This window comes from Micromonospora alfalfae (assembly GCF_022230925.1).
Taxonomy (GTDB): domain Bacteria; phylum Actinomycetota; class Actinomycetes; order Mycobacteriales; family Micromonosporaceae; genus Micromonospora; species Micromonospora alfalfae.
In genome coordinates this window covers 95,285-115,753 of record NZ_JAKKFH010000011.1, presented here as the reverse complement: position 1 = coordinate 115,753, position 20,469 = coordinate 95,285, and the positions used below count along the sequence as shown (strand labels likewise).

Annotated in this window: 19 protein-coding genes; 4 read left to right on the top strand and 15 right to left on the bottom strand. The window is 71.0% G+C overall.

All coding sequences use genetic code 11. The annotated features are described in order from the left end of the window. Both MED01_RS11310 and MED01_RS11305 read right to left on the bottom strand, forming a co-directional pair. The gene (locus tag MED01_RS11310) at positions 1-828 is read right to left on the bottom strand and encodes an ABC transporter permease (RefSeq protein WP_238668465.1); all 828 of its coding nucleotides are present in this window, start codon (positions 826-828) and stop codon (positions 1-3) included. Continuing rightward, positions 825-1,808: an ATP-binding cassette domain-containing protein gene (locus MED01_RS11305; protein WP_238668464.1), complete on the bottom strand. Its 984-nt coding sequence runs from the start codon at positions 1,806-1,808 to the stop codon at positions 825-827. The genes MED01_RS11310 and MED01_RS11305 overlap by 4 nt, the downstream gene beginning before the upstream one ends. Before the next feature lie 286 nt (positions 1,809-2,094). Between MED01_RS11305 and MED01_RS11300 the strand changes: the two genes are divergently transcribed. After that, complete coding sequence (locus MED01_RS11300) at positions 2,095-3,036, top strand: hypothetical protein (RefSeq protein WP_238668463.1); 942 nt, start codon at positions 2,095-2,097, stop codon at positions 3,034-3,036. A 317-nt stretch (positions 3,037-3,353) separates the two neighbouring features. Here the strand turns inward: MED01_RS11300 and MED01_RS11295 are convergent, their stop codons facing one another. From MED01_RS11295 to MED01_RS11240, 12 genes are all read right to left on the bottom strand, one after another. Then, positions 3,354-4,157 (bottom strand): class I SAM-dependent methyltransferase, encoded by an 804-nt coding sequence (locus MED01_RS11295; RefSeq protein ID WP_238668462.1) that lies wholly within the window; start codon positions 4,155-4,157, stop codon positions 3,354-3,356. A gap of 32 nt (positions 4,158-4,189) precedes the next feature. Beyond that, a complete protein-coding gene (locus MED01_RS11290; RefSeq protein WP_238668461.1) occupies positions 4,190-4,960 on the bottom strand; it encodes an ABC transporter ATP-binding protein in 771 nt (256 codons plus the stop codon). Beyond that, on the bottom strand, positions 4,960-5,703 hold the full coding sequence (locus tag MED01_RS11285) for an ABC transporter ATP-binding protein (RefSeq protein WP_238668460.1): 744 nt from the start codon (positions 5,701-5,703) through the stop codon (positions 4,960-4,962). The genes MED01_RS11290 and MED01_RS11285 overlap by 1 nt, the downstream gene beginning before the upstream one ends. Then, positions 5,700-6,719, bottom strand: coding sequence for a branched-chain amino acid ABC transporter permease (locus MED01_RS11280; protein ID WP_238668459.1), 1,020 nt, complete (start codon positions 6,717-6,719; stop codon positions 5,700-5,702). Before MED01_RS11280 ends, MED01_RS11285 begins: the two co-directional genes overlap by 4 nt. Then, on the bottom strand, positions 6,716-7,612 hold the full coding sequence (locus tag MED01_RS11275) for a branched-chain amino acid ABC transporter permease (RefSeq protein ID WP_238668458.1): 897 nt from the start codon (positions 7,610-7,612) through the stop codon (positions 6,716-6,718). Before MED01_RS11275 ends, MED01_RS11280 begins: the two co-directional genes overlap by 4 nt. Further along, complete coding sequence (locus tag MED01_RS11270; RefSeq protein ID WP_238668457.1) at positions 7,609-8,802, bottom strand: ABC transporter substrate-binding protein; 1,194 nt, start codon at positions 8,800-8,802, stop codon at positions 7,609-7,611. Before MED01_RS11270 ends, MED01_RS11275 begins: the two co-directional genes overlap by 4 nt. Before the next feature lie 54 nt (positions 8,803-8,856). After that, the gene (locus MED01_RS11265; RefSeq protein WP_030490280.1) at positions 8,857-9,261 is read right to left on the bottom strand and encodes a roadblock/LC7 domain-containing protein; all 405 of its coding nucleotides are present in this window, start codon (positions 9,259-9,261) and stop codon (positions 8,857-8,859) included. 16 nt (positions 9,262-9,277) lie between these two features. Continuing rightward, positions 9,278-10,501: a sensor histidine kinase gene (locus tag MED01_RS11260; RefSeq protein ID WP_238668456.1), complete on the bottom strand. Its 1,224-nt coding sequence runs from the start codon at positions 10,499-10,501 to the stop codon at positions 9,278-9,280. Between the two features lie 26 nt (positions 10,502-10,527). Continuing rightward, on the bottom strand, positions 10,528-11,667 hold the full coding sequence (locus tag MED01_RS11255; protein ID WP_238668455.1) for a nitrate- and nitrite sensing domain-containing protein: 1,140 nt from the start codon (positions 11,665-11,667) through the stop codon (positions 10,528-10,530). Between the two features lie 253 nt (positions 11,668-11,920). Then, a complete protein-coding gene (locus MED01_RS11250; RefSeq protein ID WP_238668454.1) occupies positions 11,921-12,403 on the bottom strand; it encodes a helix-turn-helix transcriptional regulator in 483 nt (160 codons plus the stop codon). Positions 12,404-12,666: 263 nt separating this feature from the next. Then, positions 12,667-14,088, bottom strand: coding sequence for a cytochrome P450 (locus tag MED01_RS11245; protein ID WP_238668453.1), 1,422 nt, complete (start codon positions 14,086-14,088; stop codon positions 12,667-12,669). A 348-nt stretch (positions 14,089-14,436) separates the two neighbouring features. After that, positions 14,437-16,791, bottom strand: a complete 2,355-nt coding sequence (locus MED01_RS11240) for an AbfB domain-containing protein (protein WP_238668452.1) — start codon at positions 16,789-16,791, stop codon at positions 14,437-14,439. Between the two features lie 255 nt (positions 16,792-17,046). Between MED01_RS11240 and MED01_RS11235 the strand changes: the two genes are divergently transcribed. The 3 genes from MED01_RS11235 to pdxY all read left to right on the top strand — a co-directional run bounded on the left by MED01_RS11235 (position 17,047) and on the right by pdxY (position 20,038). Continuing rightward, positions 17,047-18,063, top strand: a complete 1,017-nt coding sequence (locus MED01_RS11235) for a LacI family DNA-binding transcriptional regulator (protein ID WP_238668451.1) — start codon at positions 17,047-17,049, stop codon at positions 18,061-18,063. 151 nt (positions 18,064-18,214) lie between these two features. Beyond that, on the top strand, positions 18,215-19,009 hold the full coding sequence (locus MED01_RS11230; protein WP_238668450.1) for a S1 family peptidase: 795 nt from the start codon (positions 18,215-18,217) through the stop codon (positions 19,007-19,009). A 177-nt stretch (positions 19,010-19,186) separates the two neighbouring features. Beyond that, complete coding sequence (pdxY, locus tag MED01_RS11225; protein WP_091406844.1) at positions 19,187-20,038, top strand: pyridoxal kinase PdxY; 852 nt, start codon at positions 19,187-19,189, stop codon at positions 20,036-20,038. Between the two features lie 91 nt (positions 20,039-20,129). On the opposite strand, the gene MED01_RS11220 is transcribed toward pdxY, so the two are convergent. After that, positions 20,130-20,462 (bottom strand): putative quinol monooxygenase, encoded by a 333-nt coding sequence (locus MED01_RS11220; protein ID WP_238668449.1) that lies wholly within the window; start codon positions 20,460-20,462, stop codon positions 20,130-20,132. Positions 20,463-20,469 lie beyond the last annotated feature (7 nt).

Genomic DNA, 20,469 nt, shown 5'->3' with positions numbered 1-20,469 from the left:
TCAGATCTTCTTGCGGTACGCCCGCAGGGCCAGCGGCATGAACACCGCGACGAAGCCGGCGCACCAGGCGAGCGTCCACCACACGTGGTTGCCCAGTGGGGTGCCGAGGAACAGCCCGCGGACCGAGGCCACCAGGTGGGTCATCGGGTTGACGTCCACGAACGCCTGCATCCAGCCCGGCAGGGTGTCGGCGCCGACGAACACGTTGGACGCGAAGCTCAGCGGCATGATCAACGCGAACATCACACCCTGCACGGCACCCGCGGTCCGCACCTTCATCGACACCAGCACCGGCAGCCAGCTCAGGCAGAGCGCGAACAGCACCGCCAGCAGACACCCGGCGATCGCCCGGAACGGGTCGGTGTCGATCCGGAAACCCATCACGTAGCCGATCGCGAGGGTCGACACGGTGACGATGACGTACCTGACGACGTCGCCGAGGACCGCGCCGACAAGTGGTGCGGAGCGGGGGATCGGCAACGATCGGAACCGGTCGAAGATGCCCTTGGCGATGTCGGTGTTGAGGTTGACGCCGATCGCGATGGCACCGGTCGCGATCGTCTGCGCCAGGATGCCGGGCAGCAGGAACTGCAGGTAGTCGTGAGTGGAGCCGGCGACGGCGCCGCCGAAGACGTACACGAAGATGATGAGGAACAGCACCGGTTGCAGTGTGACGTCGATGAGCGCCTCGGGCGTACGCCAGGTCTTGATGAGGCTGCGCTTGGCGAGCGCCAACGAGTGCCGGACCAGTCGGAACGGCCGAGGGTTCGGCGTGGTTGTCGAGAGTGCGCGGCTTCGCGTGGGCGCGGTGTCGGTCAGAGTGCTCATGCCGCGACCTCCGTGGGGCGGGTGGTGGTGTCGTCTTCGGACGCCGTACGCCCGGTGAGGGTGAAGAACACCTCGTCGAGGCTCGGCAGGTGCAGGGAGAGTTCGGTGACCGCGATGCCGGCCGTGGCGAACCGCGCGACGCTCTCGGTGAGGGCCGCGTCGTCGGTGACCGGCACCGCGAGCACGCCCTTGCGGATCTCGTCGGCCTGCGCCCCGGACCCGACCTGGGTCAGGATCTCCGCGGTGCGGGGCAGCTGAGCCGGATCGGACGGCCGGACCTCCAGGGTCTGCCCGCCGACCACCCGCTTGAGCCCTTCGGGCGTGTCGTGCGCGATGACCCGGCCATGGTCGATCACCGTGATCGCGTCGGCGAGCGCGTCGGCCTCCTCCAGGTACTGGGTGGTGAGCAGCACCGTCGAACCGTTGTTGACAAGCGAACGGACGACGTCCCACATGTCCTCGCGCTTGGCCGGGTCGAGCCCGGTCGTCGGCTCGTCCAGGAAGATCACGTCGGGGGAGCCGACGAGGCTGGCGGCCAGGTCCAGCCGTCGCCGCATGCCGCCGGAGTAGGTCTTGGCCTGACGGTTCGCGGCGTCGGTCAGGTCGAACCAGTCGAGCAGTTCGGCGGCCCGCCGCCGGGCACCGGCGCGCCCCAGCTCCAGCAGGGTGCCGAACAGCTCCAGGTTCTGCCGCCCGGTCAGGTCCTCGTCGACCGAGGCGTACTGGCCGGTGAGGCCGATGCTCTGCCGAACGCGCTCGGCGTCCCGTACCACGTCGAAACCGCTGATTCGGGCGGTCCCGCCGTCCGGGGCGAGCAGGGTGGAGAGGATGCGCACGGCGGTGGTCTTGCCGGCGCCGTTGGGCCCGAGCACCCCGAGCACCGTCCCACGGGGTACGGCGAGGTCCACGCCCTGCAGCGCCCTCGTCTTCCCAAACGTCTTCACGAGGCCCTCGGCCTCGATCACCAGGTCAGCTGTCATGCGCCGAGTCTGCGCGGGCCCGCTGACACCACCCTGACACGCCACCGACACGGGCTGACACGGGCTGACACCGGGGCCGAGAGTCAGGGCGGTCAGATCCACACCGACGGTCGGCGTCACGATATGCTGGCCACGGCAGAGCGCCTGCCAGCGCCCGATGCGGTGGCCCACGTCTGACCGCATGCCTGGGGCCAAGAGTCTCCGACTCCGCGCCGATGTGTCGACTTCCGGCGTGCCGGTCACGTCGCCCGTTCGGTGGAGTGCGTGGGGCTGCACCGGAGGCGTCATGTCTGATTCCATCCCCCGACGGACCCCGGCCCCGGGACGCGCCCGCAAGCGCGCCATCCGAGAGCATGCAGCGCGGGCCGGCGTTGCCTACTCGGAGGCGGCCCGGCAACTCGAATCGGTCGGCCTCCGACCCGGCGAAACCCTTTCCCGGTACGGGCGGACGATCTATCCGATCGGGTTCGACCCGCATCGCCAACTGCTCGTCGAACGCCGTGAGCGGCGGTCGTTCGAGGAGCGGGTGTCGGACACCAGGCGGGCCGCTGCCCTGCCTCATGGCCGCGCGCAGCATCTCGTCGAGCGGTTCCCGCCCAGCCGTGGGCGTACCGGCAGCGGGGTGGGCCCGCTCTATCACGGCCAGGGCCGCGAGGAACTGCTCGCGATGTTGTACATCGTGATCGTGGCCGATTCGCCAGGGTTGCTGCCCGAGGTGGGGGACCTCGCCTGGATCGCGGAACTCGGCGAGGACACAGCGCTCGACACGGCCTGCGCCGAAGTCGACCGCGAGGCCCGCCGCCTGGTCGACCAGGAGCCACTGGCCCTCTGGTCGAGCATCCAGAAGGCGCTGATCGTGGCCGAACGCAGCGTGGACGGGCAGGTTCGCCAGGAGGCGATCCGGCAGACCGCGCTGCTGAGCACGATGATGACGCCGCGTCTGGGATACGCGGGCGAGCCGTGGGTTCCGGGGTTGCCCGTCGCCGGGGTCCGGCAGATCCTCGATGCGCTGCTCATCGTCGCCGACGACGGACACGCGCCGGGCACCCGGGTACGCCTGCTCACGCAGCCGCACGACGCGCGGTCGGCCACGATCGTCGGTGCCCGGTGGGGTTCCTCCGGTCCGCCGGTGGGCTATCTCGTGTGGCTCGACGGAGCGACAGCGCCGGTGTCGGCCCGCCCGGACGACCTGATTGTCCTGGCCGACCAGGAGACCATTCCGCGCTGAGCCACGATCCTCGACTCCATGATCCACGAGGCCAGCCCGCCCACGAGCCGCGATCTTGCGCTTTCTGTCCCGACATAGGGACCATCCCACGCGAATCGGCGACCGAAAGTGCAAGATCGGCGGGCGCGGGCGCGGGCGCGGGCGCTTGCGCGGGCTCGGGCTCGGGCGCGGACATGGGCCGGCCGGGCTCCCTCGCGAGGGAGCCCGGCCGGTGCGATCGACGCCGTCGTAGAGCTGTCCGGAGCGCAGCGGGGGGAGGTGCTGCGGCGGGAGAGGTACGGGCGGCGTGACCGCGCTCCGCGCGGTGGTCCACCTGCTCAGCTCGGTAGGCGGCCTCGCGTGGAGACGAAGTGGTACGACATGACGGCGAATCCGGGGTCACCGAGCAGCCGCCGGAAGGCGTGCAGTTGCTGGGACGACAGCCCGGCCGCCAGCAGGTCCGGCTCCAACTGGCGGGAGTTGGTCTCGTAGAGCGACGTTCCGGTGGACCCGCCGGCCCAGCTCTGCGAGTGCGTGATGGTGTCCAGGTCGGTCAGTCCGGCGAGGGCCATCTCGGTGTGTACGTCCTGCGCCCAGCCCAGGTCGGCGCCGTGGTCCTCCAGGACACCCATCATGGCGTCCATGACCTGCGCGAAGAGCTTCGCGGCGTCGTCGCTGGGCGCGGTCAGCACCCGCTGTGGCGCTGTGCAGTCGAACTCCTCGACCACCAGCCACCCGCCGGGCCTGAGCGCGCCGGTGAGCGTGCGCAGGACCCGTCGTCGATCGGGGAGGTGCAGCAGCACCAGCCGGGCGTGGATCAGGTCGAACGCGTCCCCCGGTGGCGGTTCGGTGCGCACGTCGTGCTGGCGTACGTGCAGGTTGCCCTCGGCCACGAGGTGGGTGGGGTCGATGTCGGTGGCCAGCACGTGGCCGTCGTCGCCGACAGCACGGGCCATCCGCCGGGCCATCGAGCCGCCACCGGCCCCGACCTCCCAGCAGGTGGCGCCCGGCTCCAGCACCGGGCGGGCCAGCCGACGCGTCGTGATCGGATCCAGGAAGGACTCCAGCGCGTGCATCTGGGGCACGGCGTCCGGTGCGCCGTTGTCGAACGTGTACGTGTCATCGCTCGTAGCGGTTGTCATCGGTGTCTACCTCTCCATGAAGGGTCGGGTGACTACGGGGTGTCGGCCCAGAGCCGAGGGGTCGGTCGGTTGGCCGGGGGCGGCGCGACGGCGGCGACGCTCAACATCGCCGCCAGTGGGGCCGGATCGCGGCGGGCCTCCGCTGTCGGCCGGTCGTACACCACCCGGCCGTACTCCAGCACCGCCACCCGGTCCGCGAGCTCGATGGCGTGCTGGAGTTGCTGCTCCACGAGCAGCACGGTCAGGCCGTCGGCGGCGAGACCGTTGACGAGTTCGCGGACCCGCGCCGCCAGATCGGGCGAGAGGCCCTCACATGGTTCGTCGAGCAGCAGCACCCGGGGTTGGCCGAGCAGCGCGCGGGCTATCGCCAGCATCTGCTGCTCACCGCCGGAGAGTTCGCAGCCGCGGTGTCGCAGCCGCACCGCCAGCCTCGGCAGCAGTTCCAGGGTCCGGGCCACCGTCCAGCCCTCGCCGCCGGAGGTGGGGGCCCGCCACGGCGCGGCCGCCAGGTGCAGGTGCTCGGCCACCGTCAACCGGGAGAAGACCCGTCGGCCCTGCGGGACGAGACCGACGCCGGACTGGGCGATGCGATGCGGTTGCCGGCCGGCGACGTGCACACCGCCGATCTCGACGCGACCGCTGGACGCCCGCACCAGCCCGGCGATGGTGTGCACGAGTGTGCTCTTGCCCGCCCCGTTGCGGCCCACCACGGCCTGGATGCTGCCCGGGCGTACCCGCAGGCTGACCTCGTGCAGGACGATTCCCCCGCCGTAGCCAGCGCAGAGACGATCCACAGTGAGCATCAGGCCACCCCGTCGGCGTAGGCCTGCCGCACCAGCGGCGAGGTACGGATCTCGTCAGGTGTGCCGGCGGCCAACGTCTGACCGTCGCGCAGCACGGTGACGGTGTCGGAGAGGGCGTACACCAGGTCCAGTCGGTGTTCGACCAGCAACACGGCGACCGCCCGGGGCAGCGCCTGGAGCAACTCGACCAGCCGGCCGACCTCGACGGCGGACAGCCCGGCCGCCGGTTCGTCGAGGAGCAGTAGGCGGGGGCGACCGGCCAGGGCCATCGCGATCTCCAACTGGCGTCGTTGCCCGTGCGCGAGGTGCCCGGCGGGCACCGCCGCGACGGCGGTGAGCCCCATCTGATCCAGCAGCGGACCGGCCAGGCGTTGCGCGGCGCGTCGGCGTCCGCCCGGCCACCACCGGCGGCGCGGGATGATCCGTGGCAGCGCGGCCACCACGACGTTCTCCGTCGCGGTGAGCGTCGGAAAGACCGCGGGTCGTTGGTGGATGCGGTTGATGCCCCGCCGGGCCCGGGCTGCCGGGCCGAGTCGACCGACGTCCCGTCCGTCGAACCGCACCGTGCCGCGTTGCGGCCTGGTGGACCCGCCGAGCACGTTGAGCAGGGTCGTCTTGCCGGCCCCGTTCGGGCCGATCAACGCGTGCCGCTGGCCGTCGTGGATGCACAGGTCCACACCGTCGAGCGCGGCGAGCGAGCCGTACCGCACGCTGATCTGCTGGGCTTCCAACAGGCCGGTCATCGGTGCAGCTCCGCAACGGTGGCCTGATCAGGGGCGGCTGGCTGGTCCGGCCGCAGCGGCGGGACGCCCGGCGGGCGAAGCCGACCCCGGGCCCGGTCGACGCCGGTGGGCAGCAGGTAGACAGTCGCCACGAACAGCGCGCCCAGCACCAGTGGCGCGTGGCCGGGCAGCACCCCGAACAGCCAGTCCCGGACGGCGATGACCAACGCCGCACCCACCAGGGCGCCACCCACCGAGGCGGTGCCACCGATGACGACACCGAGCAGCAGCAGCGCGGACGTGTCGAAGCCGAAGTCGGCGGGGGAGATGTACTGCTGGGCGACGACCAGGAGCGAGCCGGCGGCACCGGCGATCGCCCCGGCGGCGATGTGCGCGCCGGACAGGTGCAGCGCCACCCGGTGTCCGCTGGCCCGCAGCCGCGTCTCGTCGTCGCGGCCGGCACGCAGCACCAGCCCGGCCCGGGTACGCAGCAGCACCAGCACCGCGCCGACCAGCGTGGCCACGACGGCCAGGGCGTACAGGTAGCGGGCCTGATCGTTGGCCAGGGCCGGGAGCCCCCAGAACGGGCGGATCGCTGGGATGCCGGCCAGCCCGTCCGTGCCACCGGTCACCGACCGCCACCGCCCCAGGACGATGACGACGAGTTCACCGATGGCCAGGGTGATCATCAGGACGATCACCCCTCGGGCGTGCACGACGAGCGGCACTGTGAGCGCGGCCAGCAGGGCCCCTGCGGCCGCCGCGACGACGAGCTGCACGACGCCGACGTCGGAGACCCGGCTGCCGACCACGGCGCACGCGTAGGCGCCGGCCGCGTACGGTGCGGTCTGGCCGAGGGTGGGCATGCCGGCGACGCCGGTGAGCAGGGCCACGCTCACCCCGACCAGTGCCAGCGCCAGCGTCCGGGCGAGGATCGCCGTGGTGTAGTCGTCGACCATCCAGGGCGCCACGACCAGGCCGACCAGGACCAGCGCCGCGATGCCGCCCCGAACCCGCCGGATCACCTCGCCTCTCATGCCGTCCTCCACCTGCCGGCCAGGCCGCGCGCCCGCACGGCCAGCACGGCCGCCATGGCGGCGAACAGCAGGAACGGCGCGGCGGACGGCAGCAGCGCCACTCCCAGCGTCTGGATCTCGCCGATCGCGAGCGCGGCCAGCAGGGTGCCCGCCATCGACCCGAGACCACCGAGGACGACCACCACCAGGGAGAGCAGCAGCACCGTGTCGGCGGTGCCGGTGCCGGGGCCGATGATGGGCGCGCCCAGGACCCCGGCCGCGCCGGCCAGCGCACCGGCGGCGGCGAGCACACCGGCCCGGATCCGTGCCGGACTCACGCCCAGACAGGCGACCATCTCCGGGTCGTCGACGGCCGCCCGGACCAGCATCCCGGCCCTGGTGCGTCGCACCACCAGGTAGAGGGCGACGGCGAGCACGGCGGCGACGACGATGAACACCAACCGGTACGCGGCGTAGCGGTGACCGGCGACCGTCACCGACCCCTCCAGGGCCGCGGGCACCTGGACCTGCGGGTTGTCGGGCCCGAAGCCGGCGACGAGCAGGCTGCCGCCGGCCAGCGCCACCCCGAACGTCAACAGCGCCTGACTCAGGTGATTGCCGGCGGCGACCGGTGTGAGCAGGCCGGCCAGGAGCACCCCCGTCGTGGCGGCGGCCAGCACCCCGACGGCGAGGGCCAACGCCAGGCTCGCCCAGCCGCCGTCGAGCAGCGCCGCGGCGGTGTACCCGCCGATCGCGTAGAGCAGGCCGTGCGCCAGGTTGAGGATGTTGGCGACGCCGAAACAGAAGACCAGGCCCGACGCGGCGACGAAGACGAGCAGCCCGTAGGCGACTCCGTCCAACGCCGGGATCAGGTACGGGTCGATCCGGTTCGTGCCGGCCGCCACAGCTATCACCGGCCGACGGTCGCGAGGTCACCCACGACGGTGTTGGACAGCGCCCGGCCGTCCTGGCGGACCTGCCGCAGGTACCACTTCTGCACCGGGGAGTGCGTGGTGGTGGAGAACTGCCAGGTGCCGCGTGGGCTGGCGATCTGGCCGAGTTGGCCGATGGCGGTGTTGATGGCCTCGGGGGTCGGGTCGCTTCCGGCGGCGCCGATCGCCCGGTCCAGCACCGCCGCCGCGTCGTACGAGGCCAGCGCGTAGGTCGTCGGCGAACCGTCGTGCTTCGCCTTCCACGCGGCCACGAAGGCGCGGTTCTCCGCATTGTCCAGGTCGGGCGAGTAGTTGAGCACCGAGTAGATGTCGCGGGCGGCCTCGCCCTGCGCGTTGAGCACGCCGCCCTCGGTGAGGAACCCGGCCGCGTACAACGGGATGTCCTTGATCTCGGACTGCGCGTACTGCTTCACGAAGTCGACAGCGGCGCTGCCGGCGTAGAAGGTGTAGACGGCCGCCGCGCCGGAGGCCTTGATGCGGGCGAAGTACGGGAGGAAGTTGGTGGTGGCGGGGAACGGCGTGAAGGTCGTCTTGCCGTCGGCGTTCGCGAGCTTCCCGCCGATCTTGCCGAACGCGTCGGTGAAGCCGCGCAGCTCGTCCCAACCGCCCTGGTAGTCCGGGCCGATCGCGTACACCGAGCCCTTCACGTTGTCGCGGACGTGCTGGGCGATCGCCGCCCCGGGCTCGTCGGAGAGGTACGAGGTGTGCCAGACCCGGGAGACGTCCTTGAGTTCCGGCCTGCCGTTGGAGCCGACCAGTGGCACCTTGGTCTCGTTGAGCACCGGGGTGACGCCGGCGACCGAGCCGCCACCGACGATGCCGGTCAGTGCGGACACCCGGTCCTGCTTGAGCAGCTTGGTCGCGGCCGGGACAGCGGTCTGCGCGCCGTTGCCCTCGTCCGCGACGACGAGGTCCACCTGCCGGCCGCCCAACTTGCCGTCGTGGGTGTCCAGGTAGAGCTGGAAGCCGTCGCGGATCTCCGTGCCGACCGCCTGGTACGTCCCGGACAGCGACGCGAGCAGGCCGATCTTTATCGAGCCGCCGGCGCTCGTGCCCGGAGCGTCGTCGCCGCAGGCCGTGCTGGTGGTCAGCACGGCGGCGAGCAGCGCGGCGGTGAGGGCACGGCTGCGCCAAGGCGTGGTGAGAGGCATGTCTAACTCCAGAGGAAGGGGAAAGGGGTCTCCGGCGTGGGGGCGCCGGGGTGGTCAGCGGCTGCGGGCGAGCGCCGCCCGGGCAGCGGGGGTCAGCGCGTCCCCGATGCGGTTGGCCAGCTCGGTCATCTCGTAGGAGACCTTGCCCACGTCGCACTCGGGCGCGGCGAGCACCAGCAGCGATGCGCCGTCGTTGAAGGCCATGGAGAACATGAACCCGCCCTCGAGCTGGGTGACGTTGGAGATCACCGCGCCGGCGTCGAAGAAGGCCGCCGCCCCCCGCAGCAGGCTGACCAGCCCGCTGCCCGTGGCGGCCAACTGGTCGGCCCGGTCCGGTGGCAGGTCGCGGGTGGCGGCCACCATCAGGCCGTCGCTGGAAATGGCGATCGCGTGGCTGACCTCGGTCGCGCGCGCGGCGAAGTTGTCCAGCAGCCAGCCGAGATCCTGTTGGTCGGTCACGTGCTCTCCTGTCGCGTCATTTGTTACCGAGGTTGATCGGGGTGCGCCGTCGGTTCGCCACGCCCCGCGCGTACGCGGCCATCGCCGTCGCCACCTGGGCCGGGTCGCGGTACTCGGACCGTTGCTGCTGCTGGGGCACTGTCACACCGCCGGGCACGAGGTGCCGTTGCGGCTGGCGTTTGGGCAGGCCGGAGTTCGTGGTCGTGGCGACCTCGGGGGTGTGCGCCTGAGCGGCCGTACGCCAGGCGTCGTCGGCAGGGCTGGACCACTGCTGGCCGTTCTGGCCGTCGACGACGTCGTTCTGGAACCAGTGGTTGACCTGTTCGAAGATGAGCAGCTCCTCGGTGGGCGCGTCACCCCGGTCAGGGGGTGGGGGAGCCGGTCGGAAGACCGGCGCGGCCGGCAGGGTCCGTTCGGTCGGTCGGCGACCGGCGGTGGGCTCGGGGCGCGGCTGGTACGGCGGCGGGCTGGGCGTCCGCGCTGCCCGCCGCGACAGCCTGCCGGGCGCGAGCAGGTACTCCTCCGGTGGCAGCGACCGGATGATCGCCGCGGGCAGTGTCGCCTCGGCGAGGATGCCGCGTCGGGGGCCGCGTCGCAGTTGGACTGTGGCGCCCAGCCGGGCCGCGAGCTGACCCACGACGACCAGGCCCATCGCCCGTACGGCGGCCACGTCGATGGCCGGTGGGTGGGCCAGCAGTTCGTTGAGCTGCTGCATCCGTTGCGTGGACAGCCCCACACCCTCGTCGCTGATCTGGACGATGACGCGGTCTCCCAGGCTCCGGCCGCTCACCCAGGTCTCGCTGCCCGGCGGCGAGTACGTGGTGGCGTTGTCCATGAGTTCGGCGAGCAGGTGCACGACCTCGTCGACGGTCTTGGCGGCCACCGCGACGTCCCCGTCGATCATGCCGAGTCGGACCCGTGCGTAGTGCTCGATCTGGGACAGCGCTGCCTGGAGCACCTGTTGCAGGGGAACGTCGCGCTGGCGTACGCGACCCACGCCGACACCGCCGAGCACCAGCAGGCTGGCGTTGATCCGGCCCATCCGGGTCGCCAGGTTGTCGAGTGTGTACAGCTGGTCGAGCCGGTCGGGGTCGGTTTCGTCCCGCTCGACCAGGTCGACCTGGGCCAGGACCGCGTCGACCAGTCGCTGTTCGCGGCGGCTCAGGTGGATGAAGATGTCGGCGGTGTTGGCGCGCATGACCGCCTGTTCGGCGGCGGTCCGCACGGCGGCCTGGTGCACGGCGCTGAACGCCTGCCCCAGCTCGCCTATCTCGTCGTCGCTGGACGGTTCGAGGGCGGCGCGCTGGACTGCTGTTGGGCAAGCTTCTGTGGGTCGACGGCGGCGCTGCCGGGCTGTTGGAGTTGGGCCACCACGGCGGGAAGCTGTTCGAAGGCAACGGCGTTGGCGGCGTCCCGTAGCCGGCGCAGCCGTCGGGTGATCTGCCGTGCGACGGCCCAGGTCACCAACGCGGTCAGGATCAGGGCCAGGAGGACGCTGGCTGCCTCGGCCACGGCCCTGCGGCGCTGGTCGGCGTGCGCGGCCCGAACGTCGTCGCGGACCGCGTCGTCGACCCGGGCGCGCAGGTCGGCCAGCCGGGCGGCGCGCGTCTGGGTGGTGGACACCCAGGCGTCGGTCTCCAGTTTCAGCTGCGCTCCCGGCTGAGCCCGGGACACCTCGTCCTGCATCCGTTGCAGGGTCAGCGCCTCCTTGCCGGTGCCGGCCTGCTCCCACCAGATGCCCCACTCGGCTGGGGCGAGGGCCAAAAACGACAGGCTCGACTCGGTGTAGCTGGTGCGGGCCGCTGTGATGTCCTGCTGCATGGCCGGGGTCAGTTCGCCGCCCGCGACGGCGCGTAGCACGGCCACCTGTTGCTGGCCGATGGCCTCGGCGGTCTTCGACAGCGCCGCGGAGGCTCGGATCCCGTCGGCGAGTGGGGCGTCCACCACGCCGTGTGAGACGTTCTCCCGGAAGTTGATGAGATCGGCGATCGCGATGCGGTAGCTGAAGGTCATCGCCGACACCGACGCGTGCGTGGCGGTGCGCACCTGGGTGCGCAGCGGGGCGAGGCCGTTCAGAGCCGCGTCGATGCGCCGCAGGAGTGCCGACCCGGCGCCGTTGTCGGTGGACAGTCGGTCACGCTGCCCGCGGTAGCGGGCGACGGCGTCATCGGTGGCGGCCATCTCCGCGCCGAAGGTGTCCTGCTGCTCCGGCCGGGCATAGGTGAGCAGGTCGGCGGCGGCGATGCGTTCGCGTTGCAGGCGGTAGGCCAGGTCGCCGGCCTCGGCACCGACCTGCGCCAGGATCTGCAGGTCGCTGGCGCGGGCGGTCTGGCGTGCGCTCTCGGTCAGCGCGAGACCGGCGAAGCCGATCACGGCGACGAGTGGGGCCACGACGATGAGGCGCATCCGGCCGGCTATCTTCCAGCCGCGTCGCCGGGTCGGGTAGGGTCTGGCCGCGTGGGACCGGGTGCTCGACGCCAAGATTGACTCCCACGACTCGTCGATGACGGTCTATCCGCACGTTGCCGAATGCAAGTCCCATTCGGCCGGAAGCCGCGCTCGTAGACCAGACCTGGCCGTGGTACAAACTGCCCGTACCAGCATCTGTACCCAACGTCAGCGACCGGTGACGCCGTGCGATCGAGCTGGATTCGCCGGGTCAGCGCTGGTTGTCGAGGGGTTCCACCGACGGGTGCCGCCGCTCCGGTTGATCCGGTTCGGGTTGACCGTTGAGCACCTGGCCGATCAACTCGCGCAGCTCGTCGATCGCGTCCACCACGGCGCCCGGGTCGCGCGCGTCCCGCCGTCCACGCTGTCGCGGCACCTGCCGATCCAGTGGAGCTGGTTCCGCCGCGCGGGGGCCTCGGCGACCGTCGGCCGCCAACTGCTCGGCCGCGACCCGTGGCCACAGCGCGGCCAGCCGGCCGCCGGTGCCGAGCACGTCATCGCAGCGCAGTGCGAACTCGTGACTGCCGAACCGGCGACCTGACTCGACCGCCGCGACCGTCTCCCGGCTGAACCGCACCAGGTCCGCCAGGGCTCGTTGGGTCAGACCCCGTTGGACGCGGCAGTCGCGCAACTCCCGTCGGAACCGCTGACTGGCGGCAGAGTGAGCCGAGCTCGACGGGGACGTGTGCTCCATGCGCTCACCTTCGTGGAACGGACATTCAGCGGCGGACGCCAGATCGAGATTGGCCGATGAGTTGAACATTCACAGAGGGCAATTCTTAACCCAGGACGTGATGGGTGTGAAGACGTTCACCGGCATGGATCGTCGGCGAAAGCGGGAAAGGTCCTCGCCGGACCCGGTGCTGGCGCTGAGGCGCGCCGGGTGGGGACCTGTCGAGGCCGGCCCACCCACAGTCGACCCGTCAGCAGGTCAGCACCGCTGGCACCCGTGCCCACTCAGGCCGCGTGCACTTCGGCCGTCGCCCCGTCGCGTGCCGCCGGCACGTCCGCGGGCGCCGTGACGTCGATTATCGCGAGCAGCGTGCCGTGCGCACGAAACGCGACATTGGGTTTGTACGAGCGATGTTGCTCCGGTGCCAACCTCAGCCCGGGAATGGCTTCGGCGAGCCGGCTGAGGGCGATTCCGGCCTCAAGTCGCGCCAATCCCGCACCGATGCAGAAATGGGGACCGTGACCGAACGACAGGTGATTGCCCACATCGGCCCGGTGCGGGTCGAACCGGTCCGGGTCATGGAACGCCGCCGGGTCCCGGTTCGCCGCACCGATCAACAGCAGGCAACGCGCCCCGGCGGGGATCGTCGCCGCCCCCACTGTGACATCACGGGTGGTCACGCGCAGCCAGCCGTCGATGGCGGGCGCGAACCGGAGCGTCTCGCTCACGAAGGCGGGGAGGAGCCGCGGGTTCGCGGTGATCGCCGACCAGCGTTGGGGAGCGGACAGGGCCTGGTCGAGGGCGTGCGCGAGCAACCCGGCGGTGGTCTCGTGGCCCGCGACCAGGAGGTTGAAGGCAAGGCTCGCCACCTCGGGCACCGTGAGCACGCTGTCGTCGTCGTCCCGGTAGTCCAGGGCGCGGCTGATGAAGTCCTCGCCCCGGTGTCCACTGTCCACCCGCTGGCGGACCAGGTCCTCGCAGTAGTGCCAGAACTCCAGCAGACCCTGCGCCAGGCGTACCTGCTCGGCCGGGTCCGGCTGCCCCCAGACGAGGGCGATCTGGCCGTCCGCCCAACTCCGGATCCGTCCGATGTCGGCGTCGGGCACCCCGAGGATGTCCAGGACCACCAGCAGAGGAAGTTCGGTCGCGAGCTCCGGGATCAGGTCGACCTGATCGCCGTGACGGGCGGCGAGACGGGACACCAACTGGTCGACCCGGCGTCGGATGATCGCCCCGTACTCGGCCTCGACCCGCTCGGCGGTGTTCGCGAAGGTCGCCCGCAGGGCCCGCCGGGTGCGCGGGTGCGTCGGTGGATCGGCGGCGGCCGTCGTGGGTGGCGCGTCGATCTGCATGATGACGTTCAGTGCCGGTGGGCACACCTCGTAGACCGGGGCGAGGGTGAGGGCGTTGGCGAATGTCGTGGCGTCGGCGAGGGCCCGCCGGACATCTGCGTGCCGGCTGATCAACCACAGGCCCAGATCCTCGGCGTAGTGCGCCCCGTCGGGATGGTCGAGAATGCGTCGCCACATGCTTGCCGGATCGGTGAGATAGACTCCAGCGAACGGATTCAACCGCATGAAAGCCTCCTGATGCGCCCGGCGCGGAACCGGCAGCGCCCCCATTTGGCGATCCACTTCAGCCGGGCCGATAATGGCGTGCATCTGCCTCTGGCTTTTTACGGTGCGCTGACCGGCCGTACAAGTCAAGATTGATTCTTGTCTATTTATTGGTCGGCATAATTGCGTGTTGCAACAGCCGAGCGAACCTGGCCATATGCAAGTTGCGGCTCGGTCCTTGCCGTGAAGTCGACCTGGCCGAACTGTGCAATCAACGCGCCGCTCTCGCTCATGACCGGGGAAACGACCCCCGAGGCGACGAGTGACGCCGGAGTCCGGTCATCGACCGCGACGGAAGGCGTCAGCGCCGACTGGGAGGGGCCGAGCCCCGGGCGGGCGGAGGCGGCCCGCGACACCGCCCACGCGTCGCGGGGGTTCCGGCCACACCGGAACCCCCGCGCTTCTTCTTGTCCTGACGGTGCGCTCAGCGCACAGCGGTCACGGTGCCCACGGGGCGGCGATGCTCCAGGTGCTGTCGGCCGTCCACGACGTCGGCGTGTTGTACGCGTCTCCGCCGGCGCCGTTGCTGAGCCAGACCTCCGCGTTGTAGTGCCGCAGGAACCTACCTCTGAAGTTGTACGACTCCAGCGACACGCCGGTGCCGGTCAGCCCGGTGCGGGCGCACCAGGTGGCGTCGGCGCGCAGCAGCGCGGAGCCGTCGTCGGGCGAGTTGCGGACCCGGGAGTTCTGGTGGCGCAGGTACTGCCCGGGAAAGTTGACAGACTCGAACGAGTAGCAACCCGATCCGGCCAGGCCCGGCCGGATCGCGTACGTGGCATCGGCCTTGAGCAGGCTGGAACTCGCGGCGTCGACCACCTCCGTGTAGGCCAGGCTGTCCTGGTGGCGTAGGTAGCGGTTGGTGAAGCCGGGCGTGGTCACCCGCAACGACCGGCGGGTGTTGACCGGCAGGGCGACGGGTGCCGAGCTGCCGATGGCCTTCGAGGCGTTGATCAGGGCGGTGTTGGCGGCGCGTACCCGCGCCTGGTCCATCTTGATCACCTGTCGGTCGTAGGTGAGGAACCCGTTCAGCTCACCTTCCAGGTCGGTGATCTCGGTGTAGATCGAGGCGCTGAGCCCCTTGCCGAGCATCAGGTTCTGGGTGCCCTGCACCAGCCCCACGTACCGGTCGGTGAGGGCGTTCGAACTGGACTGCCACTCGTACGCGAAGAAGCTGCCGTTCGGGCTGTACTCGTGGCCCGGGGTGTGCAGGCCCAGGCCGCCGAACTCACCGAGCACCGCGATCCGGCTGCTCGACGGTACGGGCGAGTCCGGGCCGAGGTAGACATGCCAGTCGTCGATGTCGCCGTTGCCGGGGTTGCCGAGGGACTGGCAGCAGTTGTGGCCGCTGTGCGGGTTGACCAGACGTGTCGGGTCCTGGTTCTTGATGTTCTGTGCGACCCGCCGGGTGTCGGCGAGGGACCGCTCGCCCCAGCCCTCGTTGTAGGGCGTGTACGCGATCACGGCGGGTGAGCTGCGGTGCTCGTCGACGATCTCGCGTGCCTCGGCCTCGAACTGCGCCTGCTGGGCATCGGTGGGGTCGACGTCCTGTGCGGTCAGCGACGGGATGTCCTGCCAGACCAGCAGGCCGAGCCGGTCGGCGTGGTAGAACCAGCGCTGCGGCTCGACCTTGATGTGCTTGCGCACCATGTTGAAGCCCAGGTCCTTGTGTTTCTGCAGGTCGAAGGCGAGGGCGGCGTCGGTGGGCGCGGTGTAGAGCCCGTCCGGCCAGTAGCCCTGGTCGAGGGTGCCGACCTGGAACACGAACTGGCCGTTGAGCTTGGGGCGCAGCACCCCGTTGACCAGGCCGGTGGTGATCTCCCGCATGCCGAAGTAGTGCGTGGTCCGGTCCACTGTGGCGCCGGATGCGCCGCGCAGCGTCACCCAGAGGTTGTAGAGGAACGGGTCGTCGGGTGACCAGCGGCGGGCGTTGGGCACCGGCACGCTGAAGTCGGTGAAGCCGCCGGTGGCCGAGCCCACCACTGTGGTGCCGTTCAGCGTCTCGGCGAGCACGCTGTGGCCGCTCACGTCGCCCCTGGTGAAGACCCGGACCCGCACAGTGTTGTTGCTCAGGTTCGGGTAGACGTCCACGCTGCTGATCGACGCGGCGGGCACCGGCTCCATCCACACCGTCTGCCAGATGCCCGAGCTGGGGGTGTAGAAGATCCCGCCAGGTGTCTTGGTCTGCTTGCCGATGGCGGGCAGGCTGCCGTTCTGCCGGCTGTCGGTGGGATCCCAGACCTTGACGACGATCTCGTTCGTCCCGGTGGTGAGCTGGGGCGTCACGTCGAATGTGAAGGCGTCGTAGCCGCCGGTGTGCGCGCCGACGCGGACACCGTTGACCCAGACGGTGCTCTGCCAGTCGACGGCGCCGAAGTGCAGCAGGGTGCGCCGACCCGACCAGTTCGCCGGGATGGTGACGGTCCGTCGATAGAACAGGTAGTTGCGGTTGTCGTTGGCGGCCCGTTGGATGCCGGACAGGGCGCTCTCCACCGGGAAGGGCACGTTGACCCGCTCGGGCAGGTTGGTGCCGAACTGCGGGGCGTCGTCGGTCGTCGACTGGCGTAGTTGCCACTCGCCGTTGAGGTTGAGCCAGTCCGGCCGCGTCATCTGGGGTCGCGGGTACTCCGGCAGTGGTGTGCCGGTCAGCGCCTGGCTGGTCCAGGGGGTGCTCAGTGGCGGCGTCTTGGCCGGTGCGGCGTACGCCGGTGAGGCGGGCGCGGCGAGAACGCCGACGACCAGGGCGATGGCGAGCAGCAGAGGTAGGGCGGGGCGGATGGGGACGTGACGTGTCATGCCGTCTCCGGGGGACGAGACGCCGCGGGCGGTGCAGCCAGGCCCGAAGCGCGTGGGTGGTGGGCATCGGGTGGTCATTGACGAGGGACGGGCGTCAGCGACGGATGTCGGTGGGATCTCCACGCGCCAACGGTGACCGGCATATTGACATCCATCATCACCTGTATAACGTTATAGAGCCGCGCCGACCCTCCCGTCAATGCTTGTTCATCAATGCCCGGTCGACCCGCCGGTCGAATTCCCGAAAGGCTGGGGATGGTCGTCAACCTGAAGGACATCGCCCAGCGCGCCGGTGTCTCGCTGGCCACCGTCTCGAACGTGGTGAACGGGTACCGGCCGGTGGGGGAGCGGACCCGACAACGGGTGCAGCAGGCGATCGACGAACTCGGCTACAGCCCCAACCTCGGCGCCCGCCACCTCCGCCGGGGCCGTACCGGCCTGATCGCCCTGGCCATCCCGGAACTGACCAACCCGTACTTCGCCGAGCTCGCCGAGATCGCCATCTCCGAGGCCGCCGCGCTCGGCTACACGCTGGTCATGGAGAACACCGCCGCGGACCGGGAGGCGGAGCTGGCGCTCCTCGACGGCTCCCGACAGCGCATCATCGACGGCCTGATCCTCAGCCCGGTGCGCATCGGCCGGGAGGAGGTGCTGGCCCGGACGGCCGGCAGCCCGCTCGTGCTGATCGGCGAGGGCGTCTACGACGTGCCACACGACCACATCGCCATCGACAACGTCGCCGCCAGTCACGCGGCGATCCAACATCTCGTGGCGATCGGCCGTCGCCGGATAGCGTTCATCGGCGCCACCCCGGGAGGTGACCGGCAGTCGGCCCATCTGCGGGTCCGGGGTTACCGGGAGGCCCTGGCGGCCGCCGGCCTGCCGTACCGACCACTGCTGGTCGCCGGCACCGAGGCGTTCGGCCGGCTCGACGGCATGCGTGCCATGCGTGACCTGCTCGCCCTCGGTGACCCGCCGGACGCGGTGTTCGGTTACAACGACCTGGTCGCCATCGGCGCGCTGCGGGCGCTGGCCGAGGCCGGTCACCGGGTGCCCGAGGACGTCGCGGTGGTCGGGATCGACGACATCGAGGAGGGGCGGTTCACTGCCCCGACCCTCACCACCATCGCCCCGGACAAGAGGGAGATCGGCCGTGTCGCGGTGCGTCGCCTCGTCGCGCGCATCGAGGGCACGGAGGTCGCGGGGCCGCTGACCGTGCAGACCCCGTTCCGGCTTCTCCGCCGGGAGAGCACCGGCACGCCGGACGCCTGACCGCCGGTCGCCCACGCGCCGCGCGAGATCCATACCGCCGGTGGTACGACCCAGAGAGGATGACCCACTAGATCCATAATCCTCAATATGATGACCGCTATCTCGACTGCGGTGCGCTCACGAGGCGTGCCATCCTGATGCGGAGGAATGCATGGTTCGCTGGCGTACCCTCACTGGCCTGCTGGCCACCGCGTTGGCCGCGGTGACCGCGGCCAGCCTCACCCTCACCGCGCCGGCCGCCGCGGCCGACAGCCCCATGACGCCGAACGTCGTCGGCGGCACCCGCGCCGCTCAGGGCGAGTTCCCGTTCATGGTGCGTCTCTCGATGGGCTGCGGCGGGGCGCTGTACAGCGCCCGGCTGGTGCTCACCGCGGCGCACTGCGTGGGCGCTACCGGCACCAACACCAGCATCACCGCGACGCTCGGGACTGTCGACCTCCAGTCGTCCAGCCGGATCACCGTCCGGTCCAACTACGTCTACCGTGCCCCCGGCTACAACGGCGCCGGCCGCGACTGGGCGCTGATCCGGCTGGCCAGCCCCGTCACCGGGCTGAGCACGCTGCCGATCGCCAGCACCACCGCGTACGACAGCGGCACCTTCACAGTGGCTGGTTGGGGCGCCGCCCGGGAGGGTGGCGGCCAGCAGCGCTACCTGCTCAAGGCGAACGTGCCGTTCGTCAGCGACTCCACCTGCAACGCCAACTACGGCGGGGATCTCATCCCCGCGCAGGAGATCTGCGCCGGCTATGCCAGCGGCGGCACCGACACCTGCCAGGGTGACTCGGGCGGCCCGATGTTCCGTCGCGACGCCTCCAACGCCTGGATCCAGGTCGGCATCGTCAGCTGGGGCAACGGCTGCGCCCGGCCCAACTACCCGGGTGTCTACACCCAGGTGAGCTACTTCGCCTCATCGATCGCCTCGGCCGCGGCGAGCCTCGGCGGCTGACCGTACGACGGGGACGGCCACCCAGCGCGTTGGTCGCCCCGCCACCGCTCGGGCGGCCCGGACGACACGGTCCGGGTCGCCCGTCAGTGGCGTCCGCCGCCTGGGCGACGAGTGGGCCACCCGACAGTGTCGGCGGGCCGTCGCTGCGCCGCCGGCCGTAGCGGCGATGATGGGCCGGTGAAGATCCTGTCCATCCAGTCGTCGGTCGCCTACGGTCACGTCGGCAACTCGGCTGCGGCCTTTCCGCTGCAACGCCTCGGGCACGAGGTCTGGCCGGTCCTGACTGTGCACTTCTCCAACCACACCGGGTACGGCGCGTGGCGGGGCCCGATGCTCCCGGCGGCGGACGTGGCGGAGGTGATCGCCGGAATCGAGGACCGCGGGGTCCTCGGCAGCGCCGACGCGGTGCTCTCCGGCTACCAGGGCGACCCCGCCATGGGCGCGGTGATCCTGGACGCGGTGGCGACGGTGAAGGCGACCAACCCGGCCGCGGTGTACTGCTGCGACCCGGTGATGGGCGACGCCGGCCGGGGCATGTTCGTCCGGCCGGGGATTCCGGAGTACCTACGGGACACCGTCGTGCCCCGTGCGGACATCATCACGCCGAACCACTTCGAGCTGGACTTCCTCGCCGGTCGCACCACGAACTCGCTGGCCGAGGTGCTGGACGCGGTCGACGTCGTGCGTGCGACCGGGCCTCGGCACGTCCTGGTGACCAGCGTGCTCCACGGCGACCTGCCTCCGGACTCGCTGGAGGTGGTGGCGGTCTCCGACGAGGGCGCCTGGGCGGTGACCACGCCGCTGCTGCCGATCAACCCGAACGGTGGGGGCGACGTCACAGCGGCGCTGTACCTCGCCCACCTGTGGACGACCGGCTCACCCGCTACCGCGCTGGAACGCACCATCGCCTCTGTCTACGCCGTGCTCGAGGCCACTCTCGCGGCCGGCACGCGGGAGATCCAGCTGATCGCGGCGCAGGACGTGATCGCCGACCCGCCGGCCCGGTTCACCGCCCGCCAGCTGCGCTGACGGCGGGTAGCGAACGGCGGACCGGCTGCGTCGACGGCGGCTCGTGGACCGGCTGCCTAGACGACTGTCCTGGACCGCTGACCGGTGGCGCTCAGCGACCCTCGGGAACGGCCATCTCGCCGAGCAACGACCAGTCCTCCTGCGGCACCGTGGCGTTCACGATCCGCGGCGTTTCGGCCAGGTACTGCGGCAGGGTCTCCTGAGCCGTGCGGAAGTGCGCGGACTGGACGTGGGCTCCGCCGGCCTGGTCGTCGCGGAACGCCTCGACCAGCACGTATTCGGTGGGATCGTCCACGCTGCGGGACCAGTCGAACCACAGGCAGCCCGGCTCGGCCCGGGTCGCCTCGGTGAACTCGGCGGCGATCTGCGGCCACCGGTCGGCGTGCTCGGCCAGGATCCGGAACTTGGCGGTAATGAAGATCATGACCCCA

Bases quoted from the DNA above. Each gene is read 5' to 3' on its own strand.
- MED01_RS11305 (WP_238668464.1), bottom strand. From the start codon at position 1,808: ATGACAGCTGACCTGGTGATCGAGGCCGAGGGCCTCGTGAAGACGTTT.
- MED01_RS11280 (WP_238668459.1), bottom strand. From the start codon at position 6,719: ATGAGAGGCGAGGTGATCCGGCGGGTTCGGGGCGGCATCGCGGCGCTG.
- MED01_RS11290 (WP_238668461.1), bottom strand. From the start codon at position 4,960: ATGCTCACTGTGGATCGTCTCTGCGCTGGCTACGGCGGGGGAATCGTC.
- MED01_RS11270 (WP_238668457.1), bottom strand. From the start codon at position 8,802: ATGCCTCTCACCACGCCTTGGCGCAGCCGTGCCCTCACCGCCGCGCTG.
- MED01_RS11295 (WP_238668462.1), bottom strand. From the start codon at position 4,157: ATGACAACCGCTACGAGCGATGACACGTACACGTTCGACAACGGCGCA.
- MED01_RS11285 (WP_238668460.1), bottom strand. From the start codon at position 5,703: ATGACCGGCCTGTTGGAAGCCCAGCAGATCAGCGTGCGGTACGGCTCG.
- MED01_RS11250 (WP_238668454.1), bottom strand. From the start codon at position 12,403: ATGGAGCACACGTCCCCGTCGAGCTCGGCTCACTCTGCCGCCAGTCAG.
- MED01_RS11310 (WP_238668465.1), bottom strand. From the start codon at position 828: ATGAGCACTCTGACCGACACCGCGCCCACGCGAAGCCGCGCACTCTCG.
- MED01_RS11240 (WP_238668452.1), bottom strand. From the start codon at position 16,791: ATGACACGTCACGTCCCCATCCGCCCCGCCCTACCTCTGCTGCTCGCC.
- MED01_RS11255 (WP_238668455.1), bottom strand. From the start codon at position 11,667: ATGCGCCTCATCGTCGTGGCCCCACTCGTCGCCGTGATCGGCTTCGCC.
- MED01_RS11300 (WP_238668463.1), top strand. From the start codon at position 2,095: ATGTCTGATTCCATCCCCCGACGGACCCCGGCCCCGGGACGCGCCCGC.
- MED01_RS11220 (WP_238668449.1), bottom strand. From the start codon at position 20,462: ATGATCTTCATTACCGCCAAGTTCCGGATCCTGGCCGAGCACGCCGAC.
- MED01_RS11230 (WP_238668450.1), top strand. From the start codon at position 18,215: ATGGTTCGCTGGCGTACCCTCACTGGCCTGCTGGCCACCGCGTTGGCC.
- MED01_RS11235 (WP_238668451.1), top strand. From the start codon at position 17,047: ATGGTCGTCAACCTGAAGGACATCGCCCAGCGCGCCGGTGTCTCGCTG.